We start from the raw sequence: 14,681 nt of genomic DNA on the forward strand, positions 1-14,681 counted from the left end.
TACTGGTACCTTGTGGCCACCGCGGGGCAGGCCGGTTCAGGCGCTGCCAATCAGTCAAAGGTGAAAGGACAACAGATGGATGCTGCGCGTCGGCTGAGGGTGATAGTCATGGTGCTGCTTGGCGTCCTGCTGGCGCTGGCGATACTGCTGTCGCTGGCACTCGGCGCGGTGGTGATTCCTGTGGGCGATACCCTTCGGGTGCTGACCAGCCTGGTTCTGCCGCTTGAGACTACCGTCGAAACGCAACTCATCATCGAGCAGATACGCCTGCCGCGCACCTTGATGGGGCTGTTGGTGGGGGCGACGCTAGCGCTGACCGGCGCGGCAATGCAGGGATTGTTTCGAAATCCTCTGGCTGATCCCGGACTGATTGGCGTATCCAGCGGCGCGGCACTGGGCGTCGCGCTGATACTGGTGTTGGGCGGACCCTGGTTGGCGTTGATGCCTGACGCATTGTTGCCCTACGCCACGGTGTTCGGAGCCTTCATTGGCGGCGCGTTGACGACCTGGCTGGTGTACCGGCTGGGGCAGTCCGTGCAAGGCACATCAGTGGCCAGCATGCTGTTGGCCGGTATTGCGATCGCCGCGATCAGCGGCGCCTTTATCGGACTGCTCAGCTACCTGGCCGACGATGCGATGCTGCGCACACTGGTGTTCTGGAATATGGGTAGCCTGGGCAGCGCCAATTTCGAGCGGGTGGGCATGCTGGCGCTCTGCTGCGCGCTGGTCTGGTGGCGCTTGCCGCGCCAGGCCAAGGCGCTCAATGCCCTGTTATTGGGCGAGTCCGAGGCGCGTCATCTCGGCATCGACGTCCAGCGTGTCAAGCGTGAACTGGTGCTGCTGACGGCTCTGGGGGTGGGTGCCTGCGTCGCCGCGGCAGGGCTGATCGGGTTTGTTGGCCTGGTGGTTCCGCATCTGGTCAGGTTGATGGTCGGCGCCAATCATCGCTACGTACTGCCTGCCTCTATGTTGCTGGGCGCGGGATTGCTGTTGCTGGCGGATGTGGCGGCGCGCCTGGTCGTTGCGCCAGCGGAATTGCCGTTGGGGATACTCACCGCCTTGCTCGGCGCGCCGTTTTTCCTTGCATTGCTGCTGCGTGCCCAACGCAACGGAGGTGTCTGATGCTGCAGGCCGCTGCCCTGAGTTGTGCCCGCGGCGGCACGACCGTTCTCAGCAATATCGACTTTGAGCTGCACTCGGGAGAGGTGCTGGTGGTGCTCGGAACCAACGGCGCCGGTAAGAGCACGTTGCTGGGCACTCTGGCGGGGGAGCTATCGCCTGCGGCCGGTGAGGTCCGTCTGGCTGGGCGACCCTTGCTGGACTGGCCGCTCGGTGAACTGGCGACCCGCCTTGCAGTGCTACCGCAGGCGTCGTCCCTGGCATTTGCCTTCACCGCCGAGGAAGTCGTGGCGATGAGTCGGATGCCACATGACACCGGGCTACAAAGTGACCGACGTATCGTCAGCGAAGCGATGTGCGCTGCGGACGTCACCCATCTTGCCAAGCGAAGCTATCTCAAACTGTCGGGGGGCGAGCGGCAGCGCGTTCATCTGGCGCGCGTCATGGCGCAGATCTGGGAAACGGAGCAGGCATGTCTGATCATGGATGAGCCGACGGCTTCGCTGGATCTGGCCCATCAGCAACTGATTCTTGAGCAGGCGCAGCGCATCGCTGCTGACGGCGGCGCGGTGCTGGTGGTATTGCATGATTTGAACCTTGCCGCCCGGTATGCTGACCGTATCCTGTTGCTCGATCGCGGTGCGATGGCCGCATTGGGAACGCCCTGGGACGTGTTGCAGGCGGAGCGGATTGCGCAGGTCTTCGCCGTATCCGTGCAGGTCACGCGGCACCCAACCCAGAATAGCCCGTTGATAATCGTCTGAGGTGAAGATGAATGCATTGGTGGTAGGTTTGGCCGCGGGATTGTTCTGTATGAATGCACTGGCAAAGCCGCTGCCGGAATGGATCAGCCCCTTGCAACACGATCACCCACGGGTTGGACAGGTGAAGAACTCCGCGACAGGTGAATGGATCAGCCCCGCCACACTTGTCGAGGCACTGGCGGACGCGCCGCAGGTGCTGGTCGGCGAGAAGCATGACAACGCCGATCATCATCAGCTGCAATTATGGCTGCTGAATGAACTGGCAGAGCGGCGTCCGCAGGCTGCCCTGCTCATGGAAATGCTGGCGCCTGAGCAACAGGAACAGGTGGATGCGCTGCTGCACAATCCAGAGCTGCCTGATGACGAAACGCTGCGCGCGACGCTGAACTGGTCGCCTGGTTGGGACTGGGATCAGTATGGCGATCTGGTGCGGTGGGGACTGAGCGAACCGCGTCAGTTACTCGCGGCCAATATCTCGGAAGACGAGATGAAGCAGCGCTATCGCATCCCGGTCCCGCTGGGTGAGGTCTACAGCGAGCAGGCCCGTGCACTATTACACGAGACGATCACCGAATCGCACTGTGGCAAGCTCTCCGAAGAGCATTTTCCGGCGATGATCAGTATCCAGCAGGCCCGTGACCAGCGCATGGCCGAGGCGCTGCACGCCGCAGAGCAACCCGCTCTGCTCCTGGCAGGTCATTTTCACGTACGTAAGGATCTCGGTGCCCCGCTGCATTGGCCACAGGGCAGCGCACCGGTGGTGGTGGTGCTGACCGAGGCGGGACAAACTCTGCCCGATGCAGCCCAGGCTGACTACGTTTGGTTGACAGCGGCACAGGAGCGACAGGACTACTGCGCAGACTGGGACGATGCTGCCGAGGCGGCGGACAAAAAAAGACCCGCTCAATGAGCGGGTCAAATATCCGTGATTAGCCTGATGAGGAGATAACCAGTTGTCTCGCGACATCCTGTTATCGGGCCACCTCGCGATGGCTTGTGCTAATAGTAATCGTTCTCATTATCATGTCAAGCGATCGGGCTGATTTATTTCATCCGCTTGTAGTGGCTGAGTTCCTTGTTCATTAGATCGATGCGCCGCGCCATGCTTTCGATCAGGCTGTGCGCTATACGCGGATTGCTTTGCATCAAGGCCAGAAACTGATCCTTCGGAATCATCATGACAGTGGTCGGCGCGCTGGCGATCACGGTTGCCGAGCGTTTCTCCCGGGTGAACAGCGCCATGGCCCCGAAAATCTCATCCTTCTGCACGTCCCCGACCTTGATGCCCTCGACGAAGGCTTCAGCGTGGCCCTCGGTGATGATGAATACATGGTCTGCATCGTCACCCTGGCGAATCAGTTCGACGCCGGCGTCGAAGTGCTGGAAGCCGGTTACGGGTCTGATTTCCGCGGGTTTGTTATGTGCCAACGCGTCTGACATAAGCGCCGCCTGCCCGAGAATATACTGTGTGAATTGTTCCTGGCGCTTGCTGCTGGCGTGGATGTGCTTGAACAGCGCCTCGCGGTCGAAGGGAACCAACTCCAGGGGTTCATCACTCATGTAGATGCAGGGCGCTGTGCTCAGCCCCTGGCGCAGCCCGATGAGATCGCCTTCCTGCACGTAAAAAAGCGGTTTGCCATCAATCATGGCATGCAGCAGACCGCGTTTGAGCAGATAGAGCCGGTTGTTGCCGATGCTGCGATACAGGTCATCCACCGAATCGAGATGCACTGTGGCGTCACAGGGTTCCAGGCCGACCAGTAGTTGCTCTGGAATGCGCTGCAGGTCGCTGATCAGTTTTTCAGCGTAGGGAGGCTGGTCACCAATGAGATACATTCAAGAAATTCCTTTTGATTAATGCTAATGCCGCTCCCGGCACTAGAGGCTCTGCGGCGGTCCAGATTCTGCAGCGCGCCGTCTAATATAAATGGCCGACAGTCAGGCTGCGGTCAGACAAAGCCTGAAAGTGTGAGCGGGTTCTCACTTTGCCGCCTTCAGGGTTTTTCTTCCTTGCGTAGCTGATCGAGCAATTGCGCTTTATAAGCTGGATCAAGCTGATTCCAGTGAACATCCTGCAGTGCGCCAGCAATGGCAAACAGTAGCGCCTTGGACGCGCGAAAGCCACGGGCGCGTACGGCACAATAACAGCCCACCGGCCCGCGCCGGCGCAACTCTTCCAGATTGTGGATACCGGTTGCATGCAGCCACTGGGTGGAGGTTTTGCCGAGGTTACGCAACCTCAGCAGCTCATCATTGTGCATGGCTACCCCGCGTGACCGATGGAATGGGGCCCGGCAGGGTGAGGCTGAAATAGCGCGACAACAGCTGGACCGATGACCGGTCCGGTATATGAGGTGATTGCATGATTCGGGGCTTCTTTTTATTGGTTCCCGAATCCAGTGTAGTGCCCCCTGTCAGTTCCGTACAGTCAGGGGGCGGTGGCTCATCGCGGCATCAGATGCGCTTGCGCAGACTGGCAATGAGATCCTCGATATTCCGGTTCTCGTGCGTCTGAACTGTCAGGCTGTGCCGGGATTCCTCTTCATCGAGCGCGTCCATGGTGTCGAGCTGGTGACGCACGACATCGATGGTCGCATCCGAGGGGTCGCTGCCGGCTTCGGCCCGTTTGGCAATCCAGGTTTCAATGGTTTCCAGTGGCGCCTTGCATTCGATGATCAGGCAAGGCGCGCCTTGCTCTTCGATGCTGTCCCGGATCAGCGCGCGCTGGCTGCGCTTGAGGTGGGTAGCGTCGACGACTACTGGATAGCCAGCGGCAAGTACCTGGGCGGCCAGCGCTCCCAGGCGGGCATAGGTCTGTTGACTGCGCTCGGGGGCGTAGAGATCGGCGTCGAGCTTGCCTGCACCGTCGCTGCCAAACAGTCGCTTGCGCTCGATATCCGAGCGTAGGCGGATAACGCCCAGATGCTCGACCAGTTGGCCAGTGAGTGTGCTTTTCCCGGAACCCGACACACCATGCATGAGCAGGCCGAAGCGCTGCGGAATATGCGTGTAGCTTTCGGCTAGGTCGGCGTAGCTCTGGAAGCGCGCCATGACATCGTCGCGCTCGTTGTCGCTGATTCCCGGTTGGCCGAGGCGCAGCAAGGCGACTTTGGCTCTGACCATCGCGCGGTAGGCCTTGTAATAATTCAACACCAGTAAGCCGGCATAATCCCCGGTATGTTCCAGGTAGGCATTGATGAAGCGCTGGGCCAGCGTCGGCAGCCCGCGGTCTTCGATGTCCATGGCCATAAAGGCGACATCGCTCATGACATCGATCCAGCGGAACGCCTCGTTGAACTCGATGCAGTCAAACAGGGTCACTTTGCCGTCCACCATAGTGACATTATCCAGATAGATGTCGCCGTGGCATTCGCGGACGAATCCCTCTGCTTTGCGCTGGGCCAGTTGGGGAATCAGCCGCTGGAATGTACTATGCGCCCACAGCTCCAGCTGCTCGATCTGTGCAAGCTGCTCGGCGTCGGTCAGCATTGAGCGTATGTGCTCGAAATTCTGCGCGACTGGCGCATGCACCTGCTCGGGTTCGCCCCAGGTTGAGTCGAGCGCGGCGCAATCAATGCGGCCATGGAAGTCCGCCAGCGTCTGGGCCAGCGAGTCGATGTGGTCTGCGGTAAGGGTGCCGGCTCGCTGCATATTGCCGAGCAGGTCTTCTTGTCTGAACTGACGCGTCTTGACCATGTACTCGATGATCTGGCCGTCGCCGGTCAGAGTTGGCGCGCTTTCGCTGCCGCGAACCGGGATGACGTCGAGGTACAGGTCGGGGGCGAGGCGACGGTTGAGGCGCAGCTCTTCCTTGCAGAAATGGGCCCTTTGCTCAAGGCTCGAATAATCAAGGAAACCGAAATTGACCGGCTTCTTGATCTTGTAGACATAGTCGCCGGTCAGCAACACCCAGGAAATATGGGTCTCCATCAGCGTAAATCCGGAAACCGGATGATCGTACAGGGCAGGATCTTGCAGTGCGTTCAGCAGTGTCTGGCTCACGGTGTATCCTTGCTTGGACTGACAACAGCAGCATTATGAAGGTTGGTAGGCTGCAGGCCAACCTTCGCTATATCCGCCGACGAATCAGGCGGTTGCATCGGTTACGGGGTGGTTGGGAACGTTATGGGAAGAAAACGCAGGGGACGGGCGGCCAAGAAGGCCGGCTTCTGGAAGCGCTGGTCTGGCTGGATCTTCAAGCTGGGGCTGGTCGCATTGGTCTTGTTTGGCGGCCTGGTGATCTATCTGGACGCGGTGGTGCAGGAAAAGTTTTCCGGCAAGCGCTGGGCGGTGCCGGCCAAGGTATATGCCAGGCCGCTTGAGCTGTTCGCCGGGCAGCAGTTGAGCAAGGAGGACTTCCTTGCCGAGCTCGAAGCGCTTGGTTATCGGACCGCTCAGGCGGCGCGTTCGCCCGGGCAGGTATCGGTAGCAGGCAGTCGCGTCGACGTGCATACGCGCGGCTTTGCGTTTTCCGAAGGCGACGAGCCCGCCCAACACGTTAGCGTGCGGTTCGATGGCAATCAGGTTGCCGGGCTCGCGGGTCACGGCAATCTGGTCATGGCGCGGCTCGAGCCGTTGATGATCGGGGGGATTTACCCTGCTCATAATGAAGATCGCGTTCTGATTCAGCTGCAGGAATCGCCGCCGTATCTGGTCGAGTCGCTGGTAGCTGTCGAGGATCGGGAGTTCTTCCAGCACTTCGGTGTGTCGCCCAAGGGTATCCTGCGGGCGGCCTACGTCAACATGAAGGCCGGCGGGGTCGTGCAGGGCGGCAGTACCCTGACCCAGCAGCTGGTGAAAAACTTCTACCTGACCAGCGAGCGGAGCCTGCTGCGCAAGGCCAACGAAGCCATCATGGCGGTGCTGCTGGAGCTGCACTATTCCAAGGAAGATATCCTTGAGGCTTATCTCAACGAGGTGTTCCTGGGTCAGGATGGTCGGCGGGCGGTACACGGCTTCGGCCTGGCTAGCCAGTATTACTTTGCGCAGCCGCTGCGTGAACTCGAGTTGCATCAGGTCGCGTTACTGGTGGGGATGGTCAAGGGTCCATCGTTCTACAACCCGCGCCGGCAACCCGAGCGCGCCAAGCAGCGTCGTGACCTGGTCATCGGCATGCTGGCAGAACAGGGGGTGATCAGTGAGCAGCATGCACAGACCGCTATCGCCAAGCCGCTTGATGTAGCGGCGCGCGGCCGACTGACTGACACCAGCTATCCAGCGTTCATGGATCTGATCAAGCGCCAGTTGCGTGAAGAGTATCGCGATGAAGATCTGACCAGCGAAGGGTTGCGTATCTTTACCAGCCTCGATCCGGTGCTGCAGAACAAGGCCGAGCGGGCGGTGGAGACCACCTTGAAGCGGTTGGGGCCGGCCCCGGGCGATGTTGAAATGGAAAGCGCGATGGTGGTGACCAGTGCCCAGACTGGTGAGGTGCTGGCGCTGGTGGGTGGGCGCGATCCGAGATTCTCGGGATTCAACCGTGCCCTCGACGCCTCGCGGCCCATCGGCTCGCTCGTCAAGCCTGCGGTCTTCCTCACCGCGCTGGAGCAGCCGCAGCGGTATTCGCTGATCACGCCAATTGATGATTCTCCGATCACACTCGAGGCTGAGCCAGGCAAAACCTGGACGCCGCAAAATTATGGTCGGGAGAGCCATGGGCTGGTGCCGTTGCACGTGGCGTTGAGCCGTTCATATAACCAGGCTACGGTGCGGCTGGGTATCGATGTCGGCGTGCCCGAAGTGCTCAAGACCATCGAGCGTATGGGGGTCCAGCACGGCTGGCGCCCCTATCCTTCGATGCTGCTTGGCTCGGGGCCGATGACGCCGCTGCAGGTCACCGATATGTACCAGACGCTGGCCAATGGCGGTTTCAATACGCCACTGCGGTCTATCCGCAGCGTGCTGGCGCCGGATGGCGAGCCGTTGGGGCGTTATCCATTCGCGGTGCAACAACGTTTCGATTCAGCGACCATCTATCTGATGCAGGAAGCAATGATCCGGGTTATGACCGAAGGAACCGGGCGATCGGCGTATAATCTGATTCCGTCTACGGTGCGCCTGGCGGGCAAGACGGGCACCACCAATGATCTGCGCGACAGCTGGTTTGCCGGCTACTCGCAGGATCTGCTTGCGGTGGCCTGGCTCGGTCGGGACGACAACGGTGCAACGCGGCTGACGGGCGCCACGGGCGCTTTGCAGGTATGGAGCGCATTCATGCGTGACGCGCATCCGCAGGGGCTTTCCGCCACGCCGCCCGCAGGTGTGGATATGGCCTGGATCGATCCGTTGACAGGGCAGGGCAGTGATCCGAGTTGTCCGGGCAGTATCGAAGAGCCGTTCCGGAAGGGCTTCGCGCCATTGCCGGGACCAGGCTGTCGGCCGCTGATTGACACTGAGACGGTCAAAGATGGTGCGAATCGAGTATTGGATGTTATTCGTGGCTGGTTGCCATGAGTCAAAAGAGGATTAAATGATGCGATATGAGCGGTTCGGCCTGCTTGCCGGGTGCGTGATGATACTGGCCGGTTGCGCCGGTACAGGTGGCACGGTTCCGGTGGTTGATGCGGGACGTTCAGTGTCCAGCGAAGAGATGCGTGTGGGCGCTGGTCGGCAACCGGTGCAGCAGCAACCGGTGGCTGAGCCTGAGGAAAGCAGCGTGGTGGTCATGGTGCCAGACGATGCAGGTGGCTCGCGGGCGATCGAATCCTATCCGCTGGATGGTCAGCCTTCTTGGCCGCAGAGCGAGCCTCAGCCAGCGCAGCAGCCCAGTCAGCAGCCAGCGCAGTCCGCACCTGCCCAGGCTCCGGCCAGCTCGAACGGTGCGCTTCAGGGCGACGAGCAGCTGGACGGACCGGTTCTGGCGCTGTTGACGGTAGCCCGTGATCAGGAAGGTCGCGGCGATCTGGGTAGCGCATCGGCAAGCCTGGAGCGTGCCATGCGTATTGCTCCGCGCGAGCCGCAAGTGCTGTATCGATTGGCCCAGGTGCGGCTGGCTCAGGGCGACGCAGCCCAGGCAGAGCAGCTGGCGCAGCGCGGGCTTGCCTATGCTGCGGATCGTCCAACGCTACAGGCCGGGCTGTGGAACCTGATAGCCGAAGCGCGGGATAAGCAGGGCAACCGCGCGGGTGCTGCCGAGGCGCGGGAACGAGCACGGGTTCAGCTGTGACCGATCCGCTCTGGAATGACATGGCCGATGCCATTCTCGATCTGGAGCGAGAACTACGCGGCTTGGGTCTGTGGGCGCAGAGTCCGCCGGATGCCGAGCTGCTCGCCAGTCAGCAACCGTTTTGCGTCGATACGCTCGGTTTCGAGCAGTGGTTGCAGTGGATCTTCGTGCCGCGCATGACGGCGATCATCCAGCAGGGGCGCAGTCTGCCGGGGGCTTTCAGTATCGCGCCCATGGGGGAGGAGGCGCTGGCCTGGATGGGCCGTCGCCGCTATACCTTGGTGGCGATTCTGACGCGCATTGACGGCTTGGCCGCCAGACTCGCCTGATCAGTTACAGCGCTCCTCAAGCCCGTTTCGGGCATCGAGGATCATCTTCTGCCGCTCGTCCTCCCCGATTCGTTCGACCTCGCCCGAGGCGCTGGTCCGGGTCAGTCTGGGATTGTTCACCAGAGTCTCGAGATTCTTGTTCAGCTGCTCGCAATGGCGCTGGAGCTCGGCTTCCCGCGCACGGTTTGCCGCGCGCTCATCCGGGTCCTGCGGGGCCTTGGCCTCAATGGGTGGTAACGGTTGGCGCTCACGCAGAACACCGCCCGGTGGAGGCGGGGTATTGATATCGACAATACGGTAAGGTCGATCAGCCGGGGGCTGTTGGCCAAACTGCGATCCGCCGCGGTCGTCGGTCCATTGGTACATCGATACTGCAATGGCATTTGAGCAGAGCAGTGCAAGGCTCAGCACAGTCAACATCTTGTACATGCAAGTCTCCTTCCTTGGTGTGCGCGTCAGCGAGCTCCTACTATAAGCCAATCGCAGCTGGCCAGGTATATCGCGGGCGATAACCGCATGCTTTTGTCTCAACTTGATTGACTTTTTGCGCTCGAGTGTAAACAATTCGTGGTTCTCATAAGCGCGTCGCTATCGGGACCTACTCGGTATCCGGGCGCAGCGCTTTGTTGCTCAATCCAGGAGGCGAGACCCCGCCAACTCCTGGCCTGGCACCCGCACGCGCTACCTCGCGCTGGGTGAGACGGTTCGGTAACCAAGGGCTGTCTCCGATGCACGTAGTCAAGCTGACGCATGGCAACCACCGTTGCCAATGCTCTGCCGAGCAGTAAACAGGTACCCTGCTGCCCACTCCTTGATGGGCGGCAAGCTAGAGGTGATTCTAAGTGGAGCTTTTATCCGGCGCTGAGATGGTCGTCCGCTCATTGCGTGACGAAGGGGTTAAATATATTTACGGGTACCCTGGCGGTGCCCTGCTGCATATCTATGATGCGATCTTCCGCCAGGATGACGTCGTGCACATTCTGGTGCGCCACGAGCAGGCCGCGGCCCATATGGCTGATGGCTATGCGCGCGCGTCCGGCAAAGCCGGGGTAGTGCTGGTAACGTCCGGCCCAGGCGCAACCAATACCATCACCGGTATCGCGACAGCCTACATGGACTCCATTCCGATGGTAGTCATCTCCGGCCAGGTCGCGAGCGATATGGTCGGCACTGATGCGTTCCAGGAAACCGACATGATGGGTGTTTCCCGGCCTATCGTGAAGCACAGCTTCATGATCAAGGACCCGCGCGAGATTCCTGAAGTTATCAAGAAGGCGTTCTATATCGCCCAGTCGGGTCGTCCGGGTCCGGTTGTCGTGGATATCCCCAAGGACATGACCAACCCGGCGGAGAAGTTCGAGTACAGCTACCCGAAGAAGGTCAAGCTGCGCTCCTACAATCCGGCTGTTCGCGGTCACTCGGGTCAGATCCGCAAAGCGCTCGATATGCTGGCAGAGGCCAAGCGTCCGATTATCTACTCGGGCGGCGGTGTCATCCTGGGCGGAGCCTCGGCGCAATTGACCGAGCTGGCCCGTGAATTGAACGTTCCGGTTACCAATACACTGATGGGGTTGGGTGCCTACCCCGGTAGTGACCGCCAATTCCTCGGCATGCTGGGTATGCACGGTAGCTATGTTGCCAACGTCGCGATGCACCATGCTGACGTGGTGCTGTGTGTCGGCGCGCGCTTCGATGACCGGGTTATCAACGGTGCCGCCAAATTCTGTCCGAATGCCAAGATCATTCACGTGGATATCGATCCGGCGTCCATCTCCAAGACCATTCATGCGGATATTCCGATCGTCGGGCCGGTTGATGGCGTGCTGAATGAAATGCTCGCCACCACGCGCGAATTCAATTTGCGTCCAACCAAGGAAGTGATGGCCAGTTGGTGGAAGCAGGTTGACGAATGGCGTGGCGGTGGCGGGTTGTTCCCGTACGACAAGGGTGACGGCTCTATCATCAAGCCGCAGTCGGTTATCGAAACGCTGTGGGAGGTCACTGAAGGTGACGCCTATGTTTCGTCCGATGTGGGCCAGCACCAGATGTTCGCTGCCCAGTATTATCCGTTCAACAAGCCCAATCGCTGGATCAATTCCGGTGGGCTTGGAACCATGGGCTTCGGATTGCCGGCCGCAATGGGTGTTCAACTGCATTACCCGGATGCGCAGGTCGCCTGTGTAACCGGCGAGGGCAGCATCCAGATGAACATTCAGGAGTTGTCGACCTGTCTGCAATACGATTTGCCGGTGAAGATCATTACCCTGAACAACCGTGCTCTGGGCATGGTGCGCCAATGGCAGGATATGCAGTACGACAGCCGTTATTCGCATTCCTATATGGAGTCGCTGCCTGATTTCATCAAACTGGCTGAATCCTATGGGCATGTCGGTATGCGCGTGGACAAGCCGGAGGAATTGAAGCCGGCCATGGAGGAGGCGTTCGCCAACCGCAAGCGTCTGGTGTTCATGGATATCCGCGTAGACGACAGCGAGCACGTTTATCCGATGCACATCAAGGATGGGTCGATGCGTGATATGTGGCTGAGCAAGACGGAGCGCACCTGACATGAGACACATCATTTCCGTACTTCTGGAGAACGAACCCGGTGCACTGTCCCGTGTGGTAGGTCTGTTTTCGCAGCGCAACTACAACATCGAAACGCTCACCGTCGCTCCGACTGAAGATCCGACGCTGTCGCGCCTTACCCTGACCACTGTCGGTCATGATGAGGTTATCGAACAGATCACCAAGAACCTCAATAAGCTGATCGAGGTTGTGAAGCTGGTCAATCTGTCCGAGGGCGCACACATCGAGCGTGAGCTGATGCTCGTCAAGATCAAGGCAACGGGCGCACAGCGCGCCGAGGTCAAGCGCACGACGGATATCTTCCGTGGCCAGATCGTTGATGTGACCAGTAGCGTTTATACCGTGCAGCTGGCAGGCACCTCCGATAAGCTGGACAGCTTTATCGAGGCGGTCGGACCTGCGGCGGTTATAGAAGTTGTGCGCACAGGGGTATCAGGTATCGCCCGTGGCGAGAAAGTCCTGAGTATCTGAAGATTTCTGAAATTTGTCAGCAGGGCCCGGCTGGGCCCGCACCGTAACAGGGGAATTACATGCACGTTTTTTATGATAAAGATTGTGATCTGAGCCTAATCCAGGGCAAGAAAGTCGCCGTCATCGGCTACGGTTCGCAGGGCCACGCCCATGCGTGCAACCTGAAAGACTCGGGCGTCGACGTTACTGTTGGCCTGCGTGCCGGATCGTCAAGCGTGGCCAAGGCCGAAGCGCATGGTCTGAAGGTTACCGACGTGCCGGCCGCGGTTGCCGGAGCTGACGTGGTCATGATCCTGACTCCTGATGAATTCCAGGCGCAGTTATACAAGGACGTGATCGAGCCGAACCTGCAGCAGGGCGCTACTCTGGCCTTCGCCCACGGCTTTGCGATCCATTACAACCAGATCGTCCCTCGTAAGGATCTCGACGTGATCATGGTCGCGCCGAAGGCTCCGGGTCACACCGTGCGTACCGAGTTCGCCAAGGGCGGCGGTATCCCTGATCTGATCGCGATCTACCAGGATGCTTCCGGCAACGCCAAGAATCTGGCCCTGTCCTACGCAAGCGGGATCGGCGGCGGCCGTACCGGCATCATCGAGACAACGTTCAAGGACGAGACTGAAACCGATCTGTTCGGTGAGCAGGCCGTACTGTGCGGTGGCGCTGTCGAGTTGGTCAAGGCTGGTTTCGAGACGCTGGTCGAGGCAGGTTATGAGCCGGAAATGGCTTATTTCGAGTGCCTGCATGAATTGAAGCTGATCGTCGACCTGATGTACGAAGGCGGCATCGCCAACATGAACTACTCGATCTCCAATAACGCCGAGTACGGTGAGTATGTCACCGGTCCTGAAGTGATCAATGCCGAGTCCCGCGAAGCGATGCGTAACGCACTGAAGCGCATCCAGAGCGGCGAGTACGCGAAGATGTTCATTGCTGAAGGCGCGCACAACTATCCTTCGATGACGGCTGCCCGTCGCAACAACGCGGCGCATCCTATCGAGCAGGTTGGCGAGAAGCTGCGCGGCATGATGCCGTGGATCTCCGCTAACAAGATCGTTGATAAAGATAAGAACTGATAGCTCTGTCAGTACTCGGGAAACGCGGCTCTGGCCGCGTTTTTTGTGTCTGTTCAGTAGCCATTTGCAGGACGAGTTGCCACACTGTCATTTCCGGTACCGTTGTAAGGTAACAACATGAGCGACAATCTAGAGCACGACAAGAAGCACGGCGATGAAGAGATACCAAGCCTGCTTTTACCTATTGATGAACATGTCGAGGAAGAGCGAGGGCCTGATGGGAAGAAGATTCGCCATCGGGGTATCTACCTTCTGCCGAACCTTTTCACCACGGCAGCCCTTTTTTCAGGCTTCTACGCCATCATCAGTGCAATGGACGGCAACTTTGCCAATGCCTCGATAGCCATCTTTGTGGCGATGGTGCTGGACGGGTTGGATGGTCGCGTTGCACGCATGACGAACACCCAGAGCGCGTTTGGCGCCGAGTTTGATTCGTTATCCGACATGGTGGCATTCGGCGTCGCGCCGGCGCTCGTCGCTTTCAGCTGGGCGTTAGCTGATCTGGGTAAGGCCGGCTGGGTCTTTGCGTTTATCTACGTCGCGGGGGCCGCATTGCGCCTTGCACGCTTCAACACCCATATTGGCGATGAGGACAAACGCTACTTCACTGGCCTGGCTAGTCCATCCGCAGCCGGCCTGGTGGCAGGCATGGTATGGGCGCTCAGTGATTTTGGCGTCGATGGCGGGGACATTGCATTGCTGGTCGGCCTGATTACTGCGCTGGCTGGCGTGCTGATGGTAAGCAATATCAAATACCACAGTTTCAAAGATCTGGACATGAAGGGGCGGGTGCCTTTCTTTGTCATTCTGTTGGTGGTGCTCGGCTTTGCAGTGGTGTCGACCGATCCATCGCGAATCCTCTGGCTGATCTTCATTGCCTATACGCTGTCGGGTCCGGTACTTATGTTGTGGCGGCTGCGTAAACAGAGTCGTCCAGGTGCCAAGCCGGATTCGGGTGAGCTTTAGTATTAGAAAAGGGTTGACGGCTTTACTCAGAGGCCTATAATGCGCCTCTCTCAAGTCGTGGTGCTACGGAATAAGCGCTTTGCAATCAATAAGTTAGCGATAATTTAGAGGTTGACAGGCTGGAGAGAAGGCGTAGAATGCGCCGCTCTGCGAAGGGCTGGCTGGACCGGTTGTTCGCAGCGATGAGGAGACTCATCAGGGT

14 protein-coding genes are annotated in these 14,681 nt (G+C 59.5%); 10 read left to right on the top strand and 4 right to left on the bottom strand.

All coding sequences use genetic code 11. The features are described 5' to 3' along the window. Positions 1–75 precede the first annotated feature (75 nt). The 3 genes from FHK95_RS13265 to FHK95_RS13275 are packed head-to-tail and all read left to right on the top strand — an operon-like array spanning position 76 to position 2,793. On the top strand, positions 76–1,122 hold the full coding sequence (locus FHK95_RS13265) for a FecCD family ABC transporter permease (RefSeq protein ID WP_150305108.1): 1,047 nt from the start codon (positions 76–78) through the stop codon (positions 1,120–1,122). After that, positions 1,122–1,883: a heme ABC transporter ATP-binding protein gene (locus FHK95_RS13270; RefSeq protein WP_150305109.1), complete on the top strand. Its 762-nt coding sequence runs from the start codon at positions 1,122–1,124 to the stop codon at positions 1,881–1,883. Before FHK95_RS13265 ends, FHK95_RS13270 begins: the two co-directional genes overlap by 1 nt. Positions 1,884–1,932: 49 nt before the next feature. Continuing rightward, on the top strand, positions 1,933–2,793 hold the full coding sequence (locus FHK95_RS13275) for a ChaN family lipoprotein (protein WP_235906779.1): 861 nt from the start codon (positions 1,933–1,935) through the stop codon (positions 2,791–2,793). Between the two features lie 134 nt (positions 2,794–2,927). Here the strand turns inward: FHK95_RS13275 and FHK95_RS13280 are convergent, their stop codons facing one another. The 3 genes from FHK95_RS13280 to FHK95_RS13290 all read right to left on the bottom strand — a co-directional run bounded on the left by FHK95_RS13280 (position 2,928) and on the right by FHK95_RS13290 (position 5,885). Then, a complete protein-coding gene (locus tag FHK95_RS13280) occupies positions 2,928–3,719 on the bottom strand; it encodes a cyclic nucleotide-binding domain-containing protein (RefSeq protein WP_150305111.1) in 792 nt (263 codons plus the stop codon). 158 nt (positions 3,720–3,877) lie between these two features. After that, a complete protein-coding gene (locus tag FHK95_RS13285) occupies positions 3,878–4,144 on the bottom strand; it encodes a TfoX/Sxy family protein (protein WP_150305112.1) in 267 nt (88 codons plus the stop codon). A 193-nt stretch (positions 4,145–4,337) separates the two neighbouring features. Continuing rightward, complete coding sequence (locus tag FHK95_RS13290) at positions 4,338–5,885, bottom strand: bifunctional aminoglycoside phosphotransferase/ATP-binding protein (protein WP_150305113.1); 1,548 nt, start codon at positions 5,883–5,885, stop codon at positions 4,338–4,340. A gap of 123 nt (positions 5,886–6,008) precedes the next feature. Here FHK95_RS13290 and mrcB point away from each other — a divergent pair, with 123 nt between their 5' ends. The 3 genes from mrcB (at position 6,009) to FHK95_RS13305 (ending at position 9,377) form a co-directional block, all read left to right on the top strand. After that, positions 6,009–8,336, top strand: coding sequence for a penicillin-binding protein 1B (gene mrcB, locus FHK95_RS13295; RefSeq protein ID WP_150305114.1), 2,328 nt, complete (start codon positions 6,009–6,011; stop codon positions 8,334–8,336). 61 nt (positions 8,337–8,397) lie between these two features. Beyond that, positions 8,398–9,048: a tetratricopeptide repeat protein gene (locus tag FHK95_RS13300; protein WP_408003622.1), complete on the top strand. Its 651-nt coding sequence runs from the start codon at positions 8,398–8,400 to the stop codon at positions 9,046–9,048. Further along, complete coding sequence (locus FHK95_RS13305) at positions 9,045–9,377, top strand: YqcC family protein (RefSeq protein ID WP_328592947.1); 333 nt, start codon at positions 9,045–9,047, stop codon at positions 9,375–9,377. Before FHK95_RS13300 ends, FHK95_RS13305 begins: the two co-directional genes overlap by 4 nt. Here FHK95_RS13305 and FHK95_RS13310 read toward each other — a convergent pair whose 3' ends face one another. After that, the gene (locus FHK95_RS13310) at positions 9,378–9,806 is read right to left on the bottom strand and encodes a DUF4124 domain-containing protein (protein ID WP_150305116.1); all 429 of its coding nucleotides are present in this window, start codon (positions 9,804–9,806) and stop codon (positions 9,378–9,380) included. It abuts the gene before it with no gap. A 413-nt stretch (positions 9,807–10,219) separates the two neighbouring features. Between FHK95_RS13310 and FHK95_RS13315 the strand changes: the two genes are divergently transcribed. The 4 genes from FHK95_RS13315 (at position 10,220) to pssA (ending at position 14,479) form a co-directional block, all read left to right on the top strand. Further along, the gene (locus tag FHK95_RS13315; protein WP_150305117.1) at positions 10,220–11,944 is read left to right on the top strand and encodes an acetolactate synthase 3 large subunit; all 1,725 of its coding nucleotides are present in this window, start codon (positions 10,220–10,222) and stop codon (positions 11,942–11,944) included. 1 nt (position 11,945) lies between these two features. After that, positions 11,946–12,437, top strand: coding sequence for an acetolactate synthase small subunit (ilvN, locus tag FHK95_RS13320; RefSeq protein ID WP_150305118.1), 492 nt, complete (start codon positions 11,946–11,948; stop codon positions 12,435–12,437). A 59-nt stretch (positions 12,438–12,496) separates the two neighbouring features. Then, positions 12,497–13,513, top strand: coding sequence for a ketol-acid reductoisomerase (gene ilvC, locus FHK95_RS13325; protein WP_150305119.1), 1,017 nt, complete (start codon positions 12,497–12,499; stop codon positions 13,511–13,513). 117 nt (positions 13,514–13,630) lie between these two features. Further along, positions 13,631–14,479: a CDP-diacylglycerol--serine O-phosphatidyltransferase gene (pssA, locus tag FHK95_RS13330; protein WP_150305120.1), complete on the top strand. Its 849-nt coding sequence runs from the start codon at positions 13,631–13,633 to the stop codon at positions 14,477–14,479. The last annotated feature ends 202 nt before the right edge of the window (positions 14,480–14,681 follow it).

This window comes from Pseudomonas saliphila, assembly GCF_008638345.1.
Taxonomy (GTDB): Bacteria; Pseudomonadota; Gammaproteobacteria; order Pseudomonadales; family Pseudomonadaceae; genus Halopseudomonas; species Halopseudomonas saliphila.

Coding starts and splice junctions, on each gene's coding strand:
- FHK95_RS13265 (WP_150305108.1), top strand. CDS start 76: ATGGATGCTGCGCGTCGGCTGAGGGTGATAGTCATGGTGCTGCTTGGC.
- FHK95_RS13270 (WP_150305109.1), top strand. CDS start 1,122: ATGCTGCAGGCCGCTGCCCTGAGTTGTGCCCGCGGCGGCACGACCGTT.
- FHK95_RS13275 (WP_235906779.1), top strand. CDS start 1,933: ATGAATGCACTGGCAAAGCCGCTGCCGGAATGGATCAGCCCCTTGCAA.
- FHK95_RS13280 (WP_150305111.1), bottom strand. CDS start 3,719: ATGTATCTCATTGGTGACCAGCCTCCCTACGCTGAAAAACTGATCAGC.
- FHK95_RS13285 (WP_150305112.1), bottom strand. CDS start 4,144: ATGCACAATGATGAGCTGCTGAGGTTGCGTAACCTCGGCAAAACCTCC.
- mrcB (WP_150305114.1), top strand. CDS start 6,009: ATGGGAAGAAAACGCAGGGGACGGGCGGCCAAGAAGGCCGGCTTCTGG.
- FHK95_RS13310 (WP_150305116.1), bottom strand. CDS start 9,806: ATGTACAAGATGTTGACTGTGCTGAGCCTTGCACTGCTCTGCTCAAAT.
- ilvN (WP_150305118.1), top strand. CDS start 11,946: ATGAGACACATCATTTCCGTACTTCTGGAGAACGAACCCGGTGCACTG.
- ilvC (WP_150305119.1), top strand. CDS start 12,497: ATGCACGTTTTTTATGATAAAGATTGTGATCTGAGCCTAATCCAGGGC.
- pssA (WP_150305120.1), top strand. CDS start 13,631: ATGAGCGACAATCTAGAGCACGACAAGAAGCACGGCGATGAAGAGATA.